This window comes from Streptomyces sp. NPDC015131, from assembly GCF_043079975.1.
Taxonomy (GTDB): Bacteria; Actinomycetota; Actinomycetes; order Streptomycetales; family Streptomycetaceae; genus Streptomyces.
In genome coordinates, this window is the sequence record NZ_JBIBVB010000005.1 from 192,060 (window position 1) to 209,699 (window position 17,640).

At 74.0% G+C, this 17,640-nt stretch carries 15 protein-coding genes and 1 pseudogene; 4 read left to right on the forward strand and 12 right to left on the reverse strand.

Annotated elements, in window-relative coordinates:
* Nucleotides 1-240 precede the first annotated feature (240 nt).
* Nucleotides 241-1,125, reverse strand: a complete 885-nt coding sequence (locus ACF08D_RS21060; RefSeq protein WP_392224269.1) for a glycoside hydrolase family 19 protein — start codon at nucleotides 1,123-1,125, stop codon at nucleotides 241-243.
* Nucleotides 1,126-1,344: 219 nt separating this feature from the next.
* Between ACF08D_RS21060 and ACF08D_RS21065 the strand changes: the two are divergent.
* Nucleotides 1,345-1,899, forward strand: a pseudogene (locus ACF08D_RS21065) (substrate-binding domain-containing protein); the annotation flags it as partial.
* 32 nt (nucleotides 1,900-1,931) lie between these two features.
* Here ACF08D_RS21065 and ACF08D_RS21070 read toward each other — a convergent pair.
* Nucleotides 1,932-3,215, reverse strand: a complete 1,284-nt coding sequence (locus tag ACF08D_RS21070) for an adenylosuccinate synthase (RefSeq protein WP_392224270.1) — start codon at nucleotides 3,213-3,215, stop codon at nucleotides 1,932-1,934.
* Nucleotides 3,216-3,390: 175 nt separating this feature from the next.
* Here ACF08D_RS21070 and ACF08D_RS21075 point away from each other — a divergent pair, with 175 nt between their 5' ends.
* Entirely contained in the window at nucleotides 3,391-4,257 is an 867-nt protein-coding gene (locus ACF08D_RS21075) for a diacylglycerol kinase (RefSeq protein ID WP_392224271.1), read from the forward strand.
* Between the two features lie 109 nt (nucleotides 4,258-4,366).
* Here ACF08D_RS21075 and ACF08D_RS21080 read toward each other — a convergent pair whose 3' ends face one another.
* On the reverse strand, nucleotides 4,367-6,826 hold the full coding sequence (locus ACF08D_RS21080; protein ID WP_392224272.1) for an ABC transporter permease: 2,460 nt from the start codon (nucleotides 6,824-6,826) through the stop codon (nucleotides 4,367-4,369).
* Entirely contained in the window at nucleotides 6,820-7,557 is a 738-nt protein-coding gene (locus tag ACF08D_RS21085) for an ABC transporter ATP-binding protein (RefSeq protein ID WP_392224273.1), read from the reverse strand. Before ACF08D_RS21085 ends, ACF08D_RS21080 begins: the two co-directional genes overlap by 7 nt.
* 389 nt (nucleotides 7,558-7,946) lie before the next feature.
* Between ACF08D_RS21085 and ACF08D_RS21090 the strand changes: the two genes are divergently transcribed.
* On the forward strand, nucleotides 7,947-9,218 hold the full coding sequence (locus tag ACF08D_RS21090; protein ID WP_392224708.1) for a sensor histidine kinase: 1,272 nt from the start codon (nucleotides 7,947-7,949) through the stop codon (nucleotides 9,216-9,218).
* Nucleotides 9,218-9,850, forward strand: coding sequence for a LuxR C-terminal-related transcriptional regulator (locus ACF08D_RS21095; RefSeq protein WP_392224274.1), 633 nt, complete (start codon nucleotides 9,218-9,220; stop codon nucleotides 9,848-9,850). The genes ACF08D_RS21090 and ACF08D_RS21095 overlap by 1 nt, the downstream gene beginning before the upstream one ends.
* Nucleotides 9,851-9,859: 9 nt before the next feature.
* Here ACF08D_RS21095 and ACF08D_RS21100 read toward each other — a convergent pair whose 3' ends face one another.
* From ACF08D_RS21100 to ACF08D_RS21135, 8 genes are all read right to left on the reverse strand, one after another.
* The gene (locus ACF08D_RS21100) at nucleotides 9,860-10,108 is read right to left on the reverse strand and encodes a hypothetical protein (protein ID WP_392224275.1); all 249 of its coding nucleotides are present in this window, start codon (nucleotides 10,106-10,108) and stop codon (nucleotides 9,860-9,862) included.
* 111 nt (nucleotides 10,109-10,219) lie between these two features.
* Nucleotides 10,220-11,419 carry a cytochrome P450 gene (locus ACF08D_RS21105; protein ID WP_392224276.1) on the reverse strand — a complete coding sequence of 400 codons (1,200 nt, stop codon included), beginning with the start codon at nucleotides 11,417-11,419 and terminating at the stop codon, nucleotides 10,220-10,222.
* A 22-nt stretch (nucleotides 11,420-11,441) separates the two neighbouring features.
* Entirely contained in the window at nucleotides 11,442-12,101 is a 660-nt protein-coding gene (locus ACF08D_RS21110; protein ID WP_392224277.1) for a response regulator, read from the reverse strand.
* Complete coding sequence (locus ACF08D_RS21115; protein WP_392224278.1) at nucleotides 12,098-13,393, reverse strand: histidine kinase; 1,296 nt, start codon at nucleotides 13,391-13,393, stop codon at nucleotides 12,098-12,100. The genes ACF08D_RS21110 and ACF08D_RS21115 overlap by 4 nt, the downstream gene beginning before the upstream one ends.
* Nucleotides 13,394-13,571: 178 nt before the next feature.
* Nucleotides 13,572-14,411, reverse strand: a complete 840-nt coding sequence (locus ACF08D_RS21120; RefSeq protein ID WP_392224279.1) for an SDR family oxidoreductase — start codon at nucleotides 14,409-14,411, stop codon at nucleotides 13,572-13,574.
* An 85-nt stretch (nucleotides 14,412-14,496) separates the two neighbouring features.
* Nucleotides 14,497-15,363, reverse strand: a complete 867-nt coding sequence (locus ACF08D_RS21125) for an alpha/beta hydrolase family protein (RefSeq protein WP_392224280.1) — start codon at nucleotides 15,361-15,363, stop codon at nucleotides 14,497-14,499.
* 90 nt (nucleotides 15,364-15,453) lie between these two features.
* Nucleotides 15,454-16,665 carry a kynureninase gene (kynU, locus tag ACF08D_RS21130; RefSeq protein ID WP_392224281.1) on the reverse strand — a complete coding sequence of 404 codons (1,212 nt, stop codon included), beginning with the start codon at nucleotides 16,663-16,665 and terminating at the stop codon, nucleotides 15,454-15,456.
* Nucleotides 16,658-17,503 carry a tryptophan 2,3-dioxygenase family protein gene (locus ACF08D_RS21135; protein ID WP_392224282.1) on the reverse strand — a complete coding sequence of 282 codons (846 nt, stop codon included), beginning with the start codon at nucleotides 17,501-17,503 and terminating at the stop codon, nucleotides 16,658-16,660. The genes kynU and ACF08D_RS21135 overlap by 8 nt, the downstream gene beginning before the upstream one ends.
* Between the last annotated feature and the right edge of the window lie 137 nt (nucleotides 17,504-17,640).

Here is a 17,640-nt window from a genome sequence, read left to right on the forward strand (position 1 = left end):
CCATCGCGGGGGCATTTCGTTTGGTGGTGCCGCGAATCTAGCGGCATGCGAGACGATCACCGCAATCAACAACCGTTCGTCATACAGTCATTCGGCACCCGAGGGCGGGAAACCCGGTTTCCGGTGCGACCTGCGGTTTTTCAGCAAAATGGGGTGGCCACCCGCCGGTGGCCACCCCTTCGTCATATGCCGAATTCACCCTTACGAGTGGGGCTCGGCAGAGCCCGTCACGCGTGCGTCTCAGCAGCTGAGGTTGGCGCCGGTCGGGACGCCGAGGATCTGGGTGAAGCGCTGGTAGTTGTTGATCCGGCTCTGGACCTGCGCCGGGTTCTTGCCGTCGCACTCCAGCGCGCCGTTGATGGAGCGGATCGTCTGGCCGAAGCCCGCGCCGTTCACCATGGCGTTGTGCGGGGTCATGGTGCCGGGGCCGTTCTGGGTGTTCCAGTACCAGAGGCCGGTCTTCCAGGCGACGGCCGGCTCGCGCTCGACGCGGTAGGGGTTGTTCAGCAGGTCGATGCCGAGGGCGTCACCCGCCGCCTTGTAGTTGAAGTTCCAGCTGAGCTGGATCGGGCCACGGCCGTAGTAGGCGGCCTGGCCGGCGGGGCAGCCGTAGGGCTGGTTGCGGTCGCAGTAGTGCGGGTAGTTGGCGGTGTTCTGCTCCACGATGTGGACCAGGCCGCCCGTCTCGTGGCTGACGTTGGCGAGGAAGGCGGCGGCCTCCTGCTTCTTCACCGTGTCGCTGCCCGTCTTGGCGAAGCCGGGGTAGGCGCTGAGGGCGGCGGTCAGGCCGCTGTAGGTGTAGAAGGAGTTCCGGTTCGGGAACATCTGGTTGAACTGGGCCTCGCTGACCACGAAGCCGGACGGGTCCGGGTTCGGGTTGCCGCCGCCTCCGCCGCAGGCGCCCTGGTCCGACCAGACGTCGGAGGAGCCGGGGCGCTCGTTCTGGGTCCACCATTTCGCCAGCCAGTTGCGGCCGTTGTACGAGGCGGTCTTGCCGCCCGTGTAGACGGTGGAGGAGTTCCACGCCGTCGCGCACTCGGCCGCCGAGGCGCTGGCGGGGACGGCGACGGCGAGGCCGGCGGCGGTGGCGAGGGCGGCGAGCAGGATCGTCAGACGTCGTAGCACAGACGTGTCCTTCCGTGGGGGTACGTGCCCGTGGGGGTTGTGCCCGTGGGGGAATGCCGTGGGGACGGCCGTGCGGGGCGGCCGTGCGGACGTGTCCCACCGAAGCGTGAGTGGTCTGTACCTGTCAAGGTCTAGACCAGAATGCGTCTCGATTGAACTTCATGCGAACTCCTGCTCACCACGCACGAGCCGGGCGGCTGGTCCGAGCTGCGCGAGAGCCGGGGCGAGATCACCGACTGGAAGCAGCTCGGCGGGCCCTCGCTGCCCGTCCTGCTCGTCAGCCGGGACGCCAACTCCGGTACGCGGGAGGTCTTCCAGCGGCGCGTCCTCGGCCGCAACGAGCCCGCCCAGTCCTCGCGCGACTGCGTCACCAAGGACGACGCCCGGGCGCCCGTCGTCCGCTGCGAGCTGGACTCCACCGAGCAGGTGCTGGCGACGGTCGCCCGGCTGCCCGGGGCGCTCGGCTACAGCGAGGCACGCGCGGGCACCGGCCTGACCGGACTGCACCGGCCGGCCATCGACGGGCGGGGCGCGAGCGTCGACGAGATCGGGACGCGGTCCTCCCCGTACCCGTACAAGGAGATCGAGTACGCCTACACCTACGGCCGGCCGCCCGCCGACTCGCTGACCGCGTCCTTCCTCACCCACCTCACCCGGGGCCTCGGGCAGGACGTCATCCGCACCCACGGCCATCTGCCGTGCGCGTCCCCCGAGGGGCTGCGGGTCTGCGGGGACGCGGACGGGGAGCCCGGTGAGCCCGCGAAGCGGAACTGACCGGACTCCCCGCGCGGAGTCGCCGACCCGGTCTAGAGGAAGGAGTTGATCTCGATCGTCTCGGTACGGCCGGGGCCGACGCCGATCGCGGAGATCGGCGCGCCGGACATCTCCTCCAGCGCCTTCACGTACGCCTGCGCGTTCTTCGGCAGGTCGGAGAAGGTCTTCGCCTTGCTGATGTCCTCGGACCAGCCGGGCAGGTACTCGTAGACCGGCTTCGCGTGGTGGAAGTCCGTCTGCGAGTACGGCAGCTCCTCGACGCGCCTGCCGTCGATCTCGTACGCCACGCAGACCGGGATCTGCTCCCAGCCGGTGAGCACGTCGAGCTTGGTGAGGAAGAAGTCGGTCAGGCCGTTGACGCGGGTGGCGTACCGGGCGATGACCGCGTCGAACCAGCCGCAGCGGCGGTCGCGGCCGGTGGTGACGCCCCGCTCGCCGCCGATGCGGCGCAGCGCCTCGCCGTCGTCGTCGAACAGCTCCGTCGGGAACGGGCCGGCGCCGACACGGGTGGTGTACGCCTTGAGGATGCCGATGACCCGGCTGATCTTCGTGGGGCCCACGCCCGCGCCGGTGCAGGCACCGCCGGAGGTCGGGTTGGAGGAGGTCACGAAGGGGTACGTGCCGTGGTCCACGTCCAGCAGGGTGCCCTGGCCGCCCTCGAAGAGGACGACCTTGCCCTCGTCGATGGCGTTGTTCAGGATCAGGGTGGTGTCCGCGACGTACGGCTGGATCTGCTCCGCGTACTGGAGCATCTCCTCGACGATCCGGCCCGGCTCGATGGCGCGGCGGTTGAAGACCTTGGCGAGGAGCTGGTTCTTCTGCTCCAGCGCCGCCTCGACCTTCTGCGTCAGGATCGACTCGTCGTAGAGGTCCTGGACGCGGATGCCGACGCGGTTGATCTTGTCGGCGTAGGTGGGGCCGATGCCCCGGCCGGTGGTGCCGATCTTGCGCTTGCCGAGGAACCGTTCCGTCACCTTGTCGAGGGTGACGTTGTACGGCGTGATCAGGTGCGCGTTACCGCTGATCAGCAGTTTCGACGTGTCGACGCCGCGATCGTTCAGTCCGCTCAGCTCGGAGAGCAGGACCGCCGGGTCGACGACGACACCGTTTCCGATCACCGGGGTGCACCCCGGCGAGAGGATTCCGGAAGGGAGAAGGTGCAGCGCGTACTTCTGGTCGCCGACGACGACCGTGTGGCCGGCGTTGTTGCCGCCCTGGTAGCGCACCACGTAATCAACGGATCCACCGAGGAGGTCGGTGGCCTTTCCCTTGCCCTCGTCACCCCACTGAGCACCGAGCAGCACAAGTGCGGGCACAGGCGTACACCCCTTCCGGGCGGGGCATGTCCAAGGCCAGGGGAAGTACAGACGTCGTACGACGGTGTACGACACAGCCTGAGCCGTCGGACCGGGTGCCCCGGAATAGACGAAGCCCCTGGCGCAATAGCGCAAGGGGCTCTTGCACAAAGATGCTACCCGAGGAAGGACCGAGGTGTCGGCTCCCGACCAGCTGGTGGTCGTCATCGACGCGGTGGCGCGCCGGAACGACGGGGAATCCGTACGGATCGCGAGGGATGTGCTGCGCGCCGGGGCGCACACCAAGATCTGCCTGCCGGAGACCCCGGCGGAGTTCGCCCGGGCCCTCGCGCGGCGCGGTTCGCGGCGGCCGGTGGTCATCGGTGACGACCGGGCGCTGCTGCGGGCGGTGGCGCTGCTGCACCGGGGCCGGGAGCTGGCCGACGGGGCGCTGTCGATGGTGCCGGTGGGGCCGCGCGGCGCGGTGGAGCTGGCCGGAGCGCTGGGCGTGCCGCTGAGCACGGTGCCCGCGGCGCGGGCGGTCCTGGAGGGCGCGGCCCGGCGGCTGGACCTGCTGGTGGACGACGGCGACGACGTGGTGGTGCGGGAGCTGCGCGTCCTCGCGGCCGGTGCGGCCGGCGACCCCCGGGCGCCCGACGGCGGCCCCTCCGTGTGGGGCACCTGCCGGTCGCTGGTGCGCACCCTGGTCGGTCCGGCGCACCCCGGGGCCCGCGTCCCGGCGATACGGTCGCACCGGCTCCGCGTCGAGGCGGACGGGCGGGTGCTGTGCGACACGGGCGACCCGGTGGAGGGCGTCACCGTGCAGCCCGCCGGCGGTGCCGCCGAGGTGGTGGTGCGCCCCCGGGCGGCCGAGCCGGTCCGGACGCGGGCGGCCGCCGTGACCGTGTCGGGCGCCCCCTTCCGGTACCACGCGGACGGCCTGCCCGGCGGCCCGGTCACCACCCGCACATGGACGCTGCGCCCGGGCGCCTGGTCGCTCACCCTGCCGGCCGTGGTCCCCGTGGACGCCGACCCCCGCCCCCGTGGGACGGCGGTGCCGTAGCGGTCCCGCGGGACGGCGGTGCCGTAGCGGCGGGGGGCGGGGGCCCGGGGCGGGGGTGGGGGCCTTAGTCGTGGCCGGACCGGGCAGGGGCCGCGGGCGAGGGTCGCGATCACTCGCGTACGGCTGCCTGCTCCAGGGCCCCGCGGCGCAGGGACAGCCCCGCCGGGACGACCGCCGCGAGGGCCGCGAGGGCCGCGCAGGCGCCCAGGACCGCCGCCAGCTCCGCCCAGGGGACCGCGACGGACGGCGCCGGAACCCCGAGCAGCTTCAGCGCGCCCCACATGCCCGCCAGGTCGATCCCGGCGACCAGCGCGCCCAGCAGCCCGCCGGCCAGGACCACCGTCAGCGCCTCGGCGCCCACCAGCCGCAGCACCTGCCGGCCGGTGGCGCCGGCCAGCCGCAGCGCGGCCAGCTCGCGGGTCCGGTCGGAGGCCGCCATGATCATGGTGTTGACCAGCGAGATGCCGGTGTAGAGGAGCGCGATCCCGAGGACGAGGAACAGCCCCGCCCGGGTGGTGCGGCTGGTCTCGGGGTACGCCGCCCGCAGCCAGGCGTCCCGGCTCAGGACCTCCCCGCCCGACGCCCGGACCGCCCGGCGCAGCCCGGCGGCCACGGTGTCCGCGTCGGCGCCGCCGGTGAGGCGCACGTCGACCCGGTCGACGGGGGCGGCGGGGGCGTTGCGCGGGGTGACGTAGACGCCGTTGTCGCCGGTGCCGACGGCCATGACGGCGGCGATCCGCAGGGACCGGCGCGTGCCGTCGCCGAGCCAGACGTCCACCCGCTCGCCCACGGTGTGCGTCCGCCACTCCTCGTTGACGATGATCGAGTCGTCGTCCAGGTCGCCCGCCCGGCCGGCGGTGAGCGGGAGACGGGCCGTCGCCGCGAGCGGCCCCGGCTCGGCGGCCCGGGCGTCGGACCTGATGAGCGCCACACCGTCCTCCAGGACGTACACGGCGCTGGACGCACTCGCCGAGACCTCGGCGCCGGGAACGGCCCGGAGCCGTCGCAGCGCCGCCTCGTCGAATCCGGTGCCGCCCGCCGGGGTGACCAGGAAGTCGGCGGCCGTCCGCGCGCGCACCTCGGTGGCCTGCGCCGCCCCGAGGGTCGCGGTGGCGCCCAGCAGCGAGCCCGCCAGCGCGACGGTGACCAGCACGGGTGCCGCGACGGCGGCGGTGCGGCGCGCCCCGGCGGCGGCGTTCTCCCGCACCAGCGTCCCGCCGGCGCCCGGCAGCCGGGCCGGCAGCCAGGCGATCAGCCGGGCCAGGGGCGGTATCAGCACCGGAGCGAGCAGCGCGGCGGCGGTGATCAGCAGCATCGGCCGGCTGATGTAGGTCTTGCGCCCCAGCAGCTCCCCCGGGTCGCTCATGAGGGCCAGGACGAGGGTCACCGCGGCGGTGGCCAGCAGAGCCGCGCCGGCCAGCAGGCGGCCGGTGGTCAGGGGCCGGGTTTCGGCGGACGCCTCGCGCAGTGCCTCGGCAGGGCCGGTGCGCCCCGCCCGCCAGGACGCGGCCAGCACCCCGCACAGGGCGACGCACAGGCCCGTCCAGAAGGCCAGGTGGTAGGGCCAGGTGTGGTCGCCGATGGTGAACCAGCGGGGCGCGAGGCCCTCGCCGGCCACCCAGGCGGCGAGCTTCGGCGCCAGCCGGGCCCCGAGCAGACAGCCGGCGGCCGAGGCGAGCACGCCGACCACCAGCGCCTCGGTGACGACCAGGCGGCGGAGCTGCCCCGGGGTCGCCCCGGCGGTGCGGAGCAGCCCGAACTCGCGGCGCCGCTGGGCCACCGAGAACGCGAACGTCGAGGCCACCACGAACACCGACACGAAACCGGTGACGCCTCCGGCCGTGCCGAACAGGGCGTTCATGGCGGTGAGCGCCTCGGCGTCCCGGTCGGGGTCGGCGTCGGCGTACCGGCGCGCGTCGCCGGTGAGGACCGTGACGCCCCCGGCGCCGCGCACCGCCTCCCGTACGGCCGTCGCGTCGGCGTCGACCACCAGCTGGAGGCTGCGCGGCGACAGCCGGGCGGCGCGGGCGTCGGTGTGGAACACCGCGTTCTCGAAGCCGAGTCCGGCCACGGTGCCGACGACCCGCACGGTGCCGCCGCCGGTGCGCACCCGGGCGCCCGGGCGGGCCCAGTCACCGCTGACGACGACCTCGTCGGCGGCCACCGGAGCGCGCCCGGCGACGAGTTCGTACGGCGCGAACGCGGCGGTGGACCAGGGGTGGCCCACCAGGTCGGCGGGCCCGCCCTCGGCCCGTACCGCGAACGACCGGTCCTCGACGACGGTCCCGAGGCTTCGCAGCCGCGCGACCACGTCGCGGGGCACGGGGCGCGGCTGCGCGAGCCGCTGGACGCGGTCGCCAATCGGCGTGGGCACCGCGAGGGTGTCCCGGCCCTTGACGACCACCGGCGCGGCGGCGAACCGCTCGGGCGCCCGGTCGGGCGCGTCCGCCGACGAGGCGAGGGCCAGGCCCATCACGGTGATCAGCGCCACGCCTAGGGAGAGGGCGACGAAGCTGCCGGTGAAGGTGGTCCAGCGGGTGCGCAGGGTGCGCAGGGCGGTGGTCAGCACGGGGCGGTCTCCAGCCGGGTCATGCGCGCCGCGACGTCCCCGGCGGAGGCGCCGGCCAGTTCGCCGTCGACCCGGCCGTCCACGAGGAAGACGACGCGGTCGGCGTAGGAGGCGGCGACGGGGTCGTGGGTGACCATGACGACCGACTGGCCGTCCCGGTCGACCATGCCGCGCAGCAGGGTGAGCACCTCGCGGCCGGTCCGCGAGTCGAGCGCGCCGGTCGGCTCGTCCCCGAACAGCACGTCGGGGCGGGTGATCAGGGCACGGGCCAGGGCCACCCGCTGCTGCTGGCCGCCGGACAGCTCCGCCGGGCGGTGCCGGGCGCGGTCGCCGAGCCCGACCTGGTCGAGCACCTCCCGCACCCGGGCCTTCTTCGGGCGGCGGCCGGCCAGCCGCAGCGGGAGGGCCACGTTCTGTTCGGCGGTCAGCGACGGCAGCAGGTTGAACGCCTGGAACACGAAGCCGATGCGTTCGCGGCGCAGCAGGGTCAGCCGGGTCTGGCTCAGCCCGGTCAGCTCCGTCCCGCCCACAGTGACCGAGCCCGACGTGGGCCGGTCCAGGCCCGCGGCGCACTGCAACAGGGTCGACTTGCCGGAGCCGGAGGGTCCCATCACGGCGGTGAAGGTCCCCTTCGGGAAGGCGAGTGACACCGCGTCGAGGGCGGTGACGGTGGCCCCGCCCGCCCCGTACCTGCGGGTCACGGAGCGCATTCGGATCGCGTCGTCGGTCATGGGGTCCCCACCGCACCTTCTCCCCGGGTCTTCCTGGGCTGGTCTTCCACGGCTCGTCATCACGGGTCGTCTTCACGGCTCGTGGTCGTCTTCACGGCCACCGGTCGTCTTCACGGCTCGTGGTCGTCTTCACGGCCACCGGTCGTCTTCACGGCTCGTGGTCGTCTTCACGGCCACCGGTCGACTTCACGGCTCGTCTTCACGGCTCGTCCGGCAGCGCCGGTCGATGCGTCAACGAAACCCCCAAAACCCCTGTTCGCGCAGTGAGGCCAGGACGAGACCCGGGGGTAGGGCAGGCCCTACCCCCGGTCCGGGTGCCCGGCCCATGGCACCGGGCGGGAGGGGCCGCCTACGGTCGTGCCATGCACCCTCGGAATGTGTGGCAGGCCATGTCCCGGCCGGGCTTCACGCTGACGCCCTGGCCCTGGCGGGCCACCGCGTACCTGCTCACCGGCGCGGTCACCGGCGCGGCCGTGCTGGTGGGGCTGGTGGCGCTGACCGCGGTCGTCGGCGCGCTCGCGGTCGTCGTGGTGGGGCTGCCGCTGCTGCTCCTGGTGGCCCTCAGCGGGATACCGGTGGCGGAGGTGGAGCGGCGCCGGCTGCGCCTGCTCGACCGCGATCCCGTGTCCGGCGGGCACCGGGTGCCGGCCGCGCCGGGGCTGCGGGCCTGGCTGACCACCCGGCTGCGGGAGCAGGCGACCTGGCGGGAGCTGGGGTACGCGCTGCTGTTCGCCGGGCTGTTGTGGCCGGTCGACGCCCTGGCGGTCACGGCCGCGCTGCTCCTTCCGCTGTCGCTGGTCGGGGCCCCGCTGCTGATGGCCACGGTCGGCGGCGGCGAGGAGGTGAAGGTGCTCAAGCAGTGGACGGTCACCACCTGGCCGACCGCGTGGGCCGTCGCCGTGCTGGGTCTGGCCCTGCTGGCGCTGGGCGCCTATGTCCTGGGGGTCACGGGCGGCGCCCGGGCCGCGCTGACCCGGCTGCTGATCGCCTCCCGCGAGGGCGAGCTGGACGCCCGGGTGGTCGAACTGGCCCGCTCCCGGGTCCGGTTGGTCGAGGCGTTCGAGGCGGAGCGGCGCCGCATCGAGCGCGATCTGCACGACGGCGCCCAACAGCGCCTGGTGGCCCTGACGATGGCCCTCGGGCTGGCCCGGCTCGACGCCCCGCCCGGACCGCTCGCCGACCAGCTCACCAAGGCCCACGAGGAGGCGGGCCACGCGCTCGTGGAGCTGCGTGAGCTGATCCACGGCATCCACCCCCAGGTCCTCACGGACTACGGCCTCGCGGCGGCGGTCGCCGACGCCGCGGACCGCTGCGCGGTGCCCGTCCGGGTCGACCTCGCGCTGCCCGGCCGGCCGGCCAGGGCGGTCGAGTCCGCCGCGTACTTCGTGGTCTGCGAGGCGCTGGCGAACGTGGCCAAGCACAGCGGGGCCGAGCGGGCGCGGGTGAGCGGCGGCCATCGCGACGGGCGCCTGTTCCTGGAGGTGTGTGACGACGGCCGCGGCGGCGCGGACGTCTCGGCGGGCAGCGGCCTCACCGGTCTCGCCGACCGGGTGTCGGTCCTGGATGGCAGACTTGCCCTGTCGAGTCCGCCGGGTGGGCCGACCCTGTTGCGGGTGGAGTTTCCTTGCGAGTTGACCCAGGCGGCCGATCGCTCCGGGTAGTGCTGGCCGAAGACAGCGTGCTGCTGCGGGAAGGGCTCATCGGTCTGCTCGGCCGGTGCGGCCACGAGGTCGTGGCGGCCGTCGGGGACGCGCGGGCGCTGGTCGCCGCGGTCGAGGAGCACTCCCCCGACATCGTGCTGACGGACGTGCGCATGCCGCCCGGCTTCCAGGACGAGGGCCTGCACGCGGCGGTGCGGCTGCGCGAGAAGCTGCCCGCGCTCCCGGTCCTGGTGCTCAGTCAGTACGTGCAGCGGACGTACGCGGCCGAGCTGCTGGACTCCGGCGACGGCTCGGGCGTCGGCTATCTGCTCAAGGACCGGGTCGGCCAGGTCGAGGAGTTCGTGGCGGCGCTGCGTGAGGTGGCGGACGGCGGCACGGTGGTCGACCCCGAGGTGGTGCGCCAGCTGCTGCGCCGCCGCCGCGACCCGCTGGAGCAGCTCACCCCGCGCGAGCGCGAAGTCCTGGCGCTGATCGCCGAGGGCAAGTCCAACAGCGCGATCGCCAGGGAGCTGGTGGTGTCCGACGCGGCGGTCGGCAAGCACATCGGGAACATCCTCACCAAGCTGGACCTGCCCCCGACGGACCGGACCCACCGGAGGGTCCTCGCCGTGCTCACCTACCTGCGGGCCTGACGGTCCCGCCTACAGGGCGTCCAGCGGGCCGGCGTACGTCGGCGACGGGGGGTCGTTGTCCTCGTCGTCCGCCGAGCCGGGGAACATCAGCCACGCGCTGCCCGTGATCATGCCGAGGCTGGTCAGCCCCAGGGCGAACTTCACCAGCCGCATCCCGCCCTCCCAGTGGTGCGGGGCCCCGAAGACGACCCAGAATCCGAGGGCCGCCCCGGCGAGCAGGACGAGGACGGCGAGCGTACGGCGCAGGACGGTCGGCATCCGCCCATGATCGCACCGGCCCCGGCACGGAGGGCATATGCCGTGGGTCACACCGCGGACCCCTGGGGCACGCCGTGGGTCACACCGCGGGCCCCTGGCACACGCCGTGGGTCACACCTCCACCACCAGGCTCTCCAGTCCCCGCATGACGAAGCCCGGCCGCCGCTCCGGCTCCTTCACCAGGCGCAGCGCGGGCGCCCGTTCCAGGAGCGCCGTCAGGGAGGCGGCCAGCTCGACCCGGGCCAGCGGGGCGCCGAGGCAGTAGTGAATGCCCGCCCCGAAGGAGATGTGCGGGTTGTCCCGCCGGGCCAGGTCCAGGACGTCGGGGCGGTCGAAGGCGGCCGGGTCGCGGTTGGCCGAGCCGAAGAGCAGGGCGACCTCGGAGCCGCGCGGCACGGTCGTACCGCCGATCTCGATGTCGTCCAGCACCCAGCGCTCGAACATCTGGAGCGGGGTGTCGTACCGCAGCAGCTCCTCCACGGCCGTCGCCGGCTCCACCCGCCCCGCGCGCAGCTCCGCGAGCCGCTCGGGGTGGCGGAAGAGCGTCCACCAGCCGCCCACCGTGGCGTTCACCGTCGCCTCGTGGCCCGCGTTCAGCAGCAGGACGCAGGTGGAGACCATCTCCTGCGCGGTGAGCCGGTCACCCTCGTCGTACGCGGCGATCAGCGCGCTGATCAGGTCGTCGCCGGGCGAGGAGCGCCGCTCGGCGATCAGTCCCCGCAGGTACGCGGAGAACTCGGCCGACGCCCGTACCGCCCGCGCGGCGGTCTCCTCGTCCGGGTTCAGCTCGTACATCCCGCAGATGTCCGCCGACCACGGCCGCAGCGGCGCCCGGTCCGACTCGGGGATGCCGAGCATCTCCGCGATCACGGCCACCGGCAGCGGCTCGGCGACGGCGCTCAGCAGGTCGCCGCCGCCCTCCGCGACCAGCGCGTCCACCAGCTCGCCGGCCAGCCGGTGCACATAGGGCCTCAGCCGCTCGACGGTGCGCGGGGTGAACGCCTTCGACACCAGGCGCCGGATCCGGGTGTGGTCCGGCGGCTCCAGATCCAGCATGCCGTGGTCGTTCAGGGTGTGGAACGGCTCGTGCGCGGCCGGGGGCGGCGTACGGCCGAACTCCTCGTGCGTGAAGCGGTGCCGGTAGCTGCGGCCCAGCCGCCGGTCCCGCAGCAGCGCGGAGACGTCGGCGTGGTGCGGGACCAGGTACTGGCGGGCCGGCTCGAACCAGTGCACCCGGCCCCGGGCGCGCAGCTCGGCGTACGCGGGGTAGGGGTCGGCGACGAACGCGGGCGACCACGGGTCGAAGTCCATGCGCCCCGACCCTAGAGTCCGATCACCCCGGTGTCACCAGCCGTGCCTCGTACGCGAAGACCGCCGCCTGGGTGCGGTCGCGGAGCCCGAGCTTCACCAGGATGCGGCTCACATGCGTCTTGATCGTGGACTCGGCGACCACCAGGTGGGAGGCGATCTCGCCGTTGGAGAGGCCCTGGGCGATCAGCACCAGCACCTCCGTCTCCCGCTCGGTCAGGTCGCCCACCTGCGCCAGGGCCGGGGGGCGGGCCGTCTCGGCGGTCTTGGCGAACTCGGTGATCAGCCGCTTGGTGACGGTCGGCGCCAGCAGCGCCTCACCGCCCGCGACCACCCGCACCCCCTCCGCGAGCTGCCGCGCCGAGGCGTCCTTCAGCAGGAAGCCCGACGCCCCGGCGCGCAGCGCCTGGTACACGTACTCGTCCAGGTCGAAGGTCGTCAGCACCAGCACCTTGGCGTCGCCGTCGGCGGCGACGATCTCGCGGGTGGCGTCGATGCCGTTCATCTCCGGCATGCGGATGTCCATCAGCACGACGTCCGGCCGCAGCGCCTCGACCTGGCGGACCGCCTCGCGGCCGTTGACGGCCTCGCCGACGACCTCGATGTCGGGCATCGCGTTCAGCAGGACGGAGAAGCCCTCCCGGACCATGATCTGGTCGTCGACGATCAGCACCCGGATGGTCACGCCGCCTCCTGCCGCTGCGCCGGGATGAACGCGGCGACCTCGTAGCCGCCCTCCCGGGTGGGTTCCGCCGTCATCTCGCCGTCCAGCATGGCCACCCGCTCCCGCATGCCGGTGATCCCGTGGCCGGCGCCGGGCGAGGGCTTCACCAGGCCGCGCGGCGGCCCGTTCACCACCCGCAGGCCCAGGCCACCGAGCACGTACGACACCTCGACCTTCGCGGCGGCGCCCGGCGCGTGCCGCAGCGCGTTGCTCAGCGCCTCCTGGACGATGCGGTACGCGGACAGCTCGACGCCCTGCGGCAGCTCGCGCGCCGCCCCGGTGACGGTGGCGTCCACGGTGAGGCCGGCCTCCCGGACGTTGGCGATCAGCGCGCCGAGGTCGGCCAGCGTCGGCTGCGGCGCGTCGGGCGCCTCGTAGTCCTCGGCCCGTACGACCCCGAGGATGCGGCGCAGCTCGGTCAGCGCGGCGACCGCGTTCTCCCGGATGGTGACGAACGCCTGCTCCAGCTCGGGCGGCGGGTTCTCCACCCGGTAGGGGGCGGCCTCCGCCTGGATGGCGACCACCGACATGTGGTGGGCGACCACGTCGTGCAGCTCGCGGGCGATGGTGGTGCGCTCCTCCAGCAGGGTGCGCCGGGAGCGCTCCTGGGCGGTGGCGGTCTGCTGGGCGGTGACCTCCTTGCGCGCCTCGCGGCGGGTCTGGTGGACGGTGACGCAGAGCAGGACGAAGGCGGAGGTCACCAGCAGCGGCCAGGTCGCGCCGGTGCTGCCCCGGCTGAGGAAGATCTCGCAGAAGAAGCCGAAGGCCCCGGTGATCACCCACATCCACGCGGCGGTGCGCGGCCGGGTCCGGGCGGCGACCACCGTCATCACGGTCAGCTGGCCCATGAAGCTCACCGGCGACCAGGGCCAGCCGTCCCAGTAGCCCGACATGATGCTCACGAACGGCGCCGTGGCCAGGGACAGCCAGAACGCGCCGACCGGGCGGACCAGGGTCAGCAGGATGGCGGCGGCCGCGATGACCGACGGCCCCGGGTTGCCGTCCGTGTAGCCCACGGACATCACGATCAGCGCGGCGCCCACCACCAGGGCGTGCGGGAACCAGGCCAGGTACTCGCGCAGGGCGCGCGGCAGCCGTCCGGTCACCGGGCCGTCGGTGCGCATGGGCGTCAGCGGCCGGTAGGCGAGGGCGTCGTCGAGGAGCTCACGGCGCATGCCCAGGAACACGCCCTGGGCCATCCGGTACTCCGGGCTGCGGCTGCGCCTGGTGGCGCCGGTGTCGGTGTCGGTCACGTCAGCAACGGTAAGCAACGCCGGGGACGCGGTCGTCACCTTGGATGCGGATCCTTCCGCGTCCCCCTGGAGTACTACGCGGCCGGGCGCGGTCCCCCGGCGACTGCCGCGCCGCCGGGGCCCGCGGCTCGGGCGGCGCGGAAACCGCAGGTCATCGGGCGGCGCGGAGGCCGAAGGGTCAGGCGCGGAACGCGGGCGCGTGCTCGCGGGCCCACTGCGCGAAGGTACGGGCCGGGCGGCCGGTGACCTTCTCCACGGTGTCCAGGACCGTCCGGCCCTCCTTCGGGGTGTTCCCGTACACGTCCAGCAGGAAGTCGATCGTCTCCTGGGTCTGCCCCTCCGCCCGCCACCGGGCGACCGCCTCCGCCTCGGACAGCTCCACGAGGCGTATCTCCCCGCCCCGGGCCGCGGCGATGGTGTCCACCTTGTCGCGGACGCTCAGCACCTCGGGCCCGGTGATCAGGTACACCTGCCCCGCGTGCCCCTCCTCGGTGAGCGCCACGGCCGCCACCGCGCCGATGTCGCCCTCGTGGACCATGGCGCTGAGCCGGCCCGTGAACGGCTCCCGGACCTCGTCGCCGGCCCGTACCCCCTCGGCCCACTCCAGGGCGTTCGCCATGAACTCCACCGGCATCAGCACCGTCCACGGCAGGCCGCCCGCCCGCACGGCCTTCTCCAGCGGGGTGGACCCGCCGCCGTTGAGGACGGTCACCCGCCGGACGCCGGCCTCGCGGGCCAGCTCCATGATCCGGGGGCCGGTCTCCAGCGGGGCGAAGTAGGGGCCGCCGAAGGTGATGAGGTGCAGTCCGGTGACGCCGTCCAGCGCGCCGCGCAGCGACTCGGGGTCGGTGAGGTCGCCGCGCACCACCTCGACGGCGTCGGGGAGGTCAGCCCGGGCGGGGTCGCGGGTGAGGGCGCGGACGGCCCGCCCGCGCTCCAGCAGCTCGCGGACGATCTGGCGGCCGACGGTGCCAGTGGCACCGGTGACCAGGGTCATGTCGTGGTCGTGGTTCGTCATGCGACCGACCGTACGAACCCTTGCGGTCAGCTTCGGTCCGCGATCGTACGAGGGCTTCCCGGGGTCGTCCCGGGGTCGTCCCGGCTCACCAGGCGAGCTGGGCGATCTCCTCCGCCACCACCGCGCACGCGTCGGCGGCCGGGTCGATCAGCGGGAAGTGCCCCACCCCGTCCAGCAGCGTCAGGCCCACCATCTCGCCCGCCTTCGCCGCCGCGTCCACGTACGCCTCGGCCACCCCTCGGGGGACCACACTGTCCTCCCGGCCCTGCACCACGGTCGTGGCGATCCCGGTCGGCAGCAGCTCCGCCGGGTCGGCGTGCGCGGCCCGCGCCCCGGCGGCGTCCGGCCCGCCGAGCAGCTGGTGCACGGCGCCACCGCACACGTCCAGCTCCACCGCCCGCCCGAAGTGGGCGATGGGCGCCAGTGCCACCACCCCGCGCCACTGGGGCGGCGCCGCCTGCCGCCACGGCGACCCGGCCGGCAGGACGTGCCGCGCGGCGGCCCACAGCGCCAGGTGCCCGCCCGCCGAATGGCCGGTCACGACCGTGCGGCGCGGGTCGGCCGTCGGCAGGTGCGCGGCCACCAGCCCCGGCAGCGCGTCCAGCGCGGCGGCCACGTCGTCGAACGTCTCCGGCCACCGCCCGGCCACCGGCCCGCCGCCCCGGGGCGCCGGGATCTCGCCGCCCCGCCGGTACTCGACATTGGCCACGGCGAACCCGCGCCTCGCCAGAAAGTCCGCGAAAGGGGTGACGTGCCGGCGGTCGTAGGGCGCCCGCCACGCCCCGCCGTGCAGCACGACGACGAGCGGTGCGCGATCACCCTCGCGGGGGGCGTAGAAGTCCACGACCTGGTCCGGGTGTTCGCCGTACGAGGCGGTGGAGTCCGGGTCGACGGCCGGGTGCGACAGGGCCGAAGCCTCCTCGGCGGCGTCGCGTGCGGCGGGGTCGGGCATGGTGCTCCAACCTTTCGGTGACGGGGCCGAATTGGCCTGACCTGCGGGGACGGTACCAGCACCGGCCGCCCCCGCAGATCGGCCCGAACGTCAGCCCGTACGCACCGAAAGGACGTCCGCCAGCACCCGCGCCGCCCGCTCCGCGTCCGCGAAGGACACGTACAGCGGGGTGAAGCCGAACCGCAGGATGTCGGGCCGGCGCAGGTCGCCGACCACCCCCCTGGCGATCAGCTCCTTCATCACCACCGGGGCGTCCTCGCAGCGCAGGCTGACCTGGCTGCCCCGCTCCGCGTGCGGCCGGGGCGTCACGGGCGTGACCCGCCCCCCGGGCACATGGCGCTCCACGCACTCCAGGAAGAAGTCCGTCAGCGCCAGGCTCTTGGCGCGCACCGCGTCGATCGCCACCCCGTCCCACACGTCCAGCGCCGCTTCCAGCGCCAGCATCGACAGGATGTCCGGGGTGCCGACCCGCCCGCGCAGCGCGCCGTCCGCCGCCGCGTAACCGGGCGTCATCGCGAAGGGGTCGGCGTGCGAGTTCCAGCCGGGCAGCGGGGAGTCGAAGCCCGCCTGGTGCCGCTCGGCGACGTACAGGAAGGCCGGGGCGCCCGGCCCGCCGTTGAGGTACTTGTACGTACAGCCCACGGCGAGGTCCACCCCGTGCGCGTCCAGGCCCACCGGCAGGGCGCCCGCGCTGTGGCACAGGTCCCACACGGCCAGCGCGCCCGCCGCGTGGACGGCGGCCGTCAGGCCCGGCAGGTCGTGCAGCCGGCCCGAGCGGTAGTCCACGTGGTTGAGCAGCACGGCGGCCGTGCGCGGCCCCACCGCGTCCGCCACCTCGCCCGGCGCGGCGGGCACCAGCCGCCGGCCGGTCAGCCGGGCCGCCGACTCGGCGATGTACCCGTCCGTGGGAAAGGTGGTGGCGTCCACCACGATCTCGTCCCGGTCCGGGCCGGCCAGGTCGGCCAGCCGCACCGCGCCCACCAGCGCCTTGAAGACGTTGACGCTGGTCGAGTCGCCGACCACGACCTGTCCCGGCGCGGCGCCAACCAGCGGCGCGATCCGGTCGCCGATCCGCTCCGGCGCGGTCCACCAGCCGCTCTCGTCCCACGACCGGATCCGCAGCTCGCCCCACTGCCGGGCGACGACGTCCGCCACCCGGTCCGGTACGTGCCGGGGCAGCGCGCCCAGCGAGTTGCCGTCGAGGTACACACCGCCGTCGTCGAGCGCGAACAGCTCCCGGTGCGCGGCCAGTTCGTCCTGGGCGTCCAGCGACGCCGCCCTGTCCCGGAGGTCGTCAGACATGGCTGCGGGCCGTCCAGACCTCGGGGAACACGTTCTTGCGGGCCCGCTTCTCCAGCCAGGCCACTCCGGCCGAACCGGCCGTACCCGTCTTGGCGCCCATCGCCCGGCGTGTCGCCACCAGGTGGTCGTTGCGCCATCGCCACACCAGCTCGCCGACGTCGGTCAGCGCCTCGCCCAGCCGGACCAGCTCACCGTGCTGGTCGGCGTCCGCGTAGATCCGCGCCCAGATCTCCTCCACGACCGGCGACGGCTCGTACTTCTGCGACAGGTCGCGGTGCAGGACGCTGTCCGGCACCGGGTGCCCGCGCCGGGCCAGCAGCCGCAGCACCTCGTCGTACAGGCTCGGCTCGTGCAGCGCCTTCTCCAGCTCCGCGTGGACGCGCGGCGCGCCCCGGTGCGGCACCAGCATCGACGCGGACTTCTCACCGAGCAGGAACTCCAGCCGCCGGTACATCGCCGACTGGAAACCGGAACCCTCCCCGAGGGCGCCGCGGTACGCGTTGAACTGGGCGGGGGTCAGCCGGGCGAGCGGCTTCCACGAAGCGTTCAGCGCCTCCAGCTCCCGGGTGGAGCGCTCCAGCGCGTCCATCGCCACCGGGACGCGGTCCTCGCGCAGGGCGCGGCTCGCGGTCTCCCACTCGTGGACGATCACGGTGAACCACAACTCCATGACCTGGGTCGTCACCAGGAAGACCATCTCGCCCGGATCGTCCGAGAGCGGGTGCTGGAGGTGGGTGAGGACATCCGCCTGGACATAGTCCTCGTACGGCGTCGTGCCTGTGTGCTCCAGGTTCGGGGCGTCCGAACCGGGCAGGGAGGCATCAGGGGCAGTAGACATCGCTGTCTCCATCAATGCGTGCTACCGGGTAGCGGTCTGCTCCGTATTCCGGCGCTCGGTTCGCGAAGCCTCCGGGTGGAGCCCCGGTCCCCTCGGGACCGTGCACATGTGCGGTCCCACTCGCATGATGACACGAA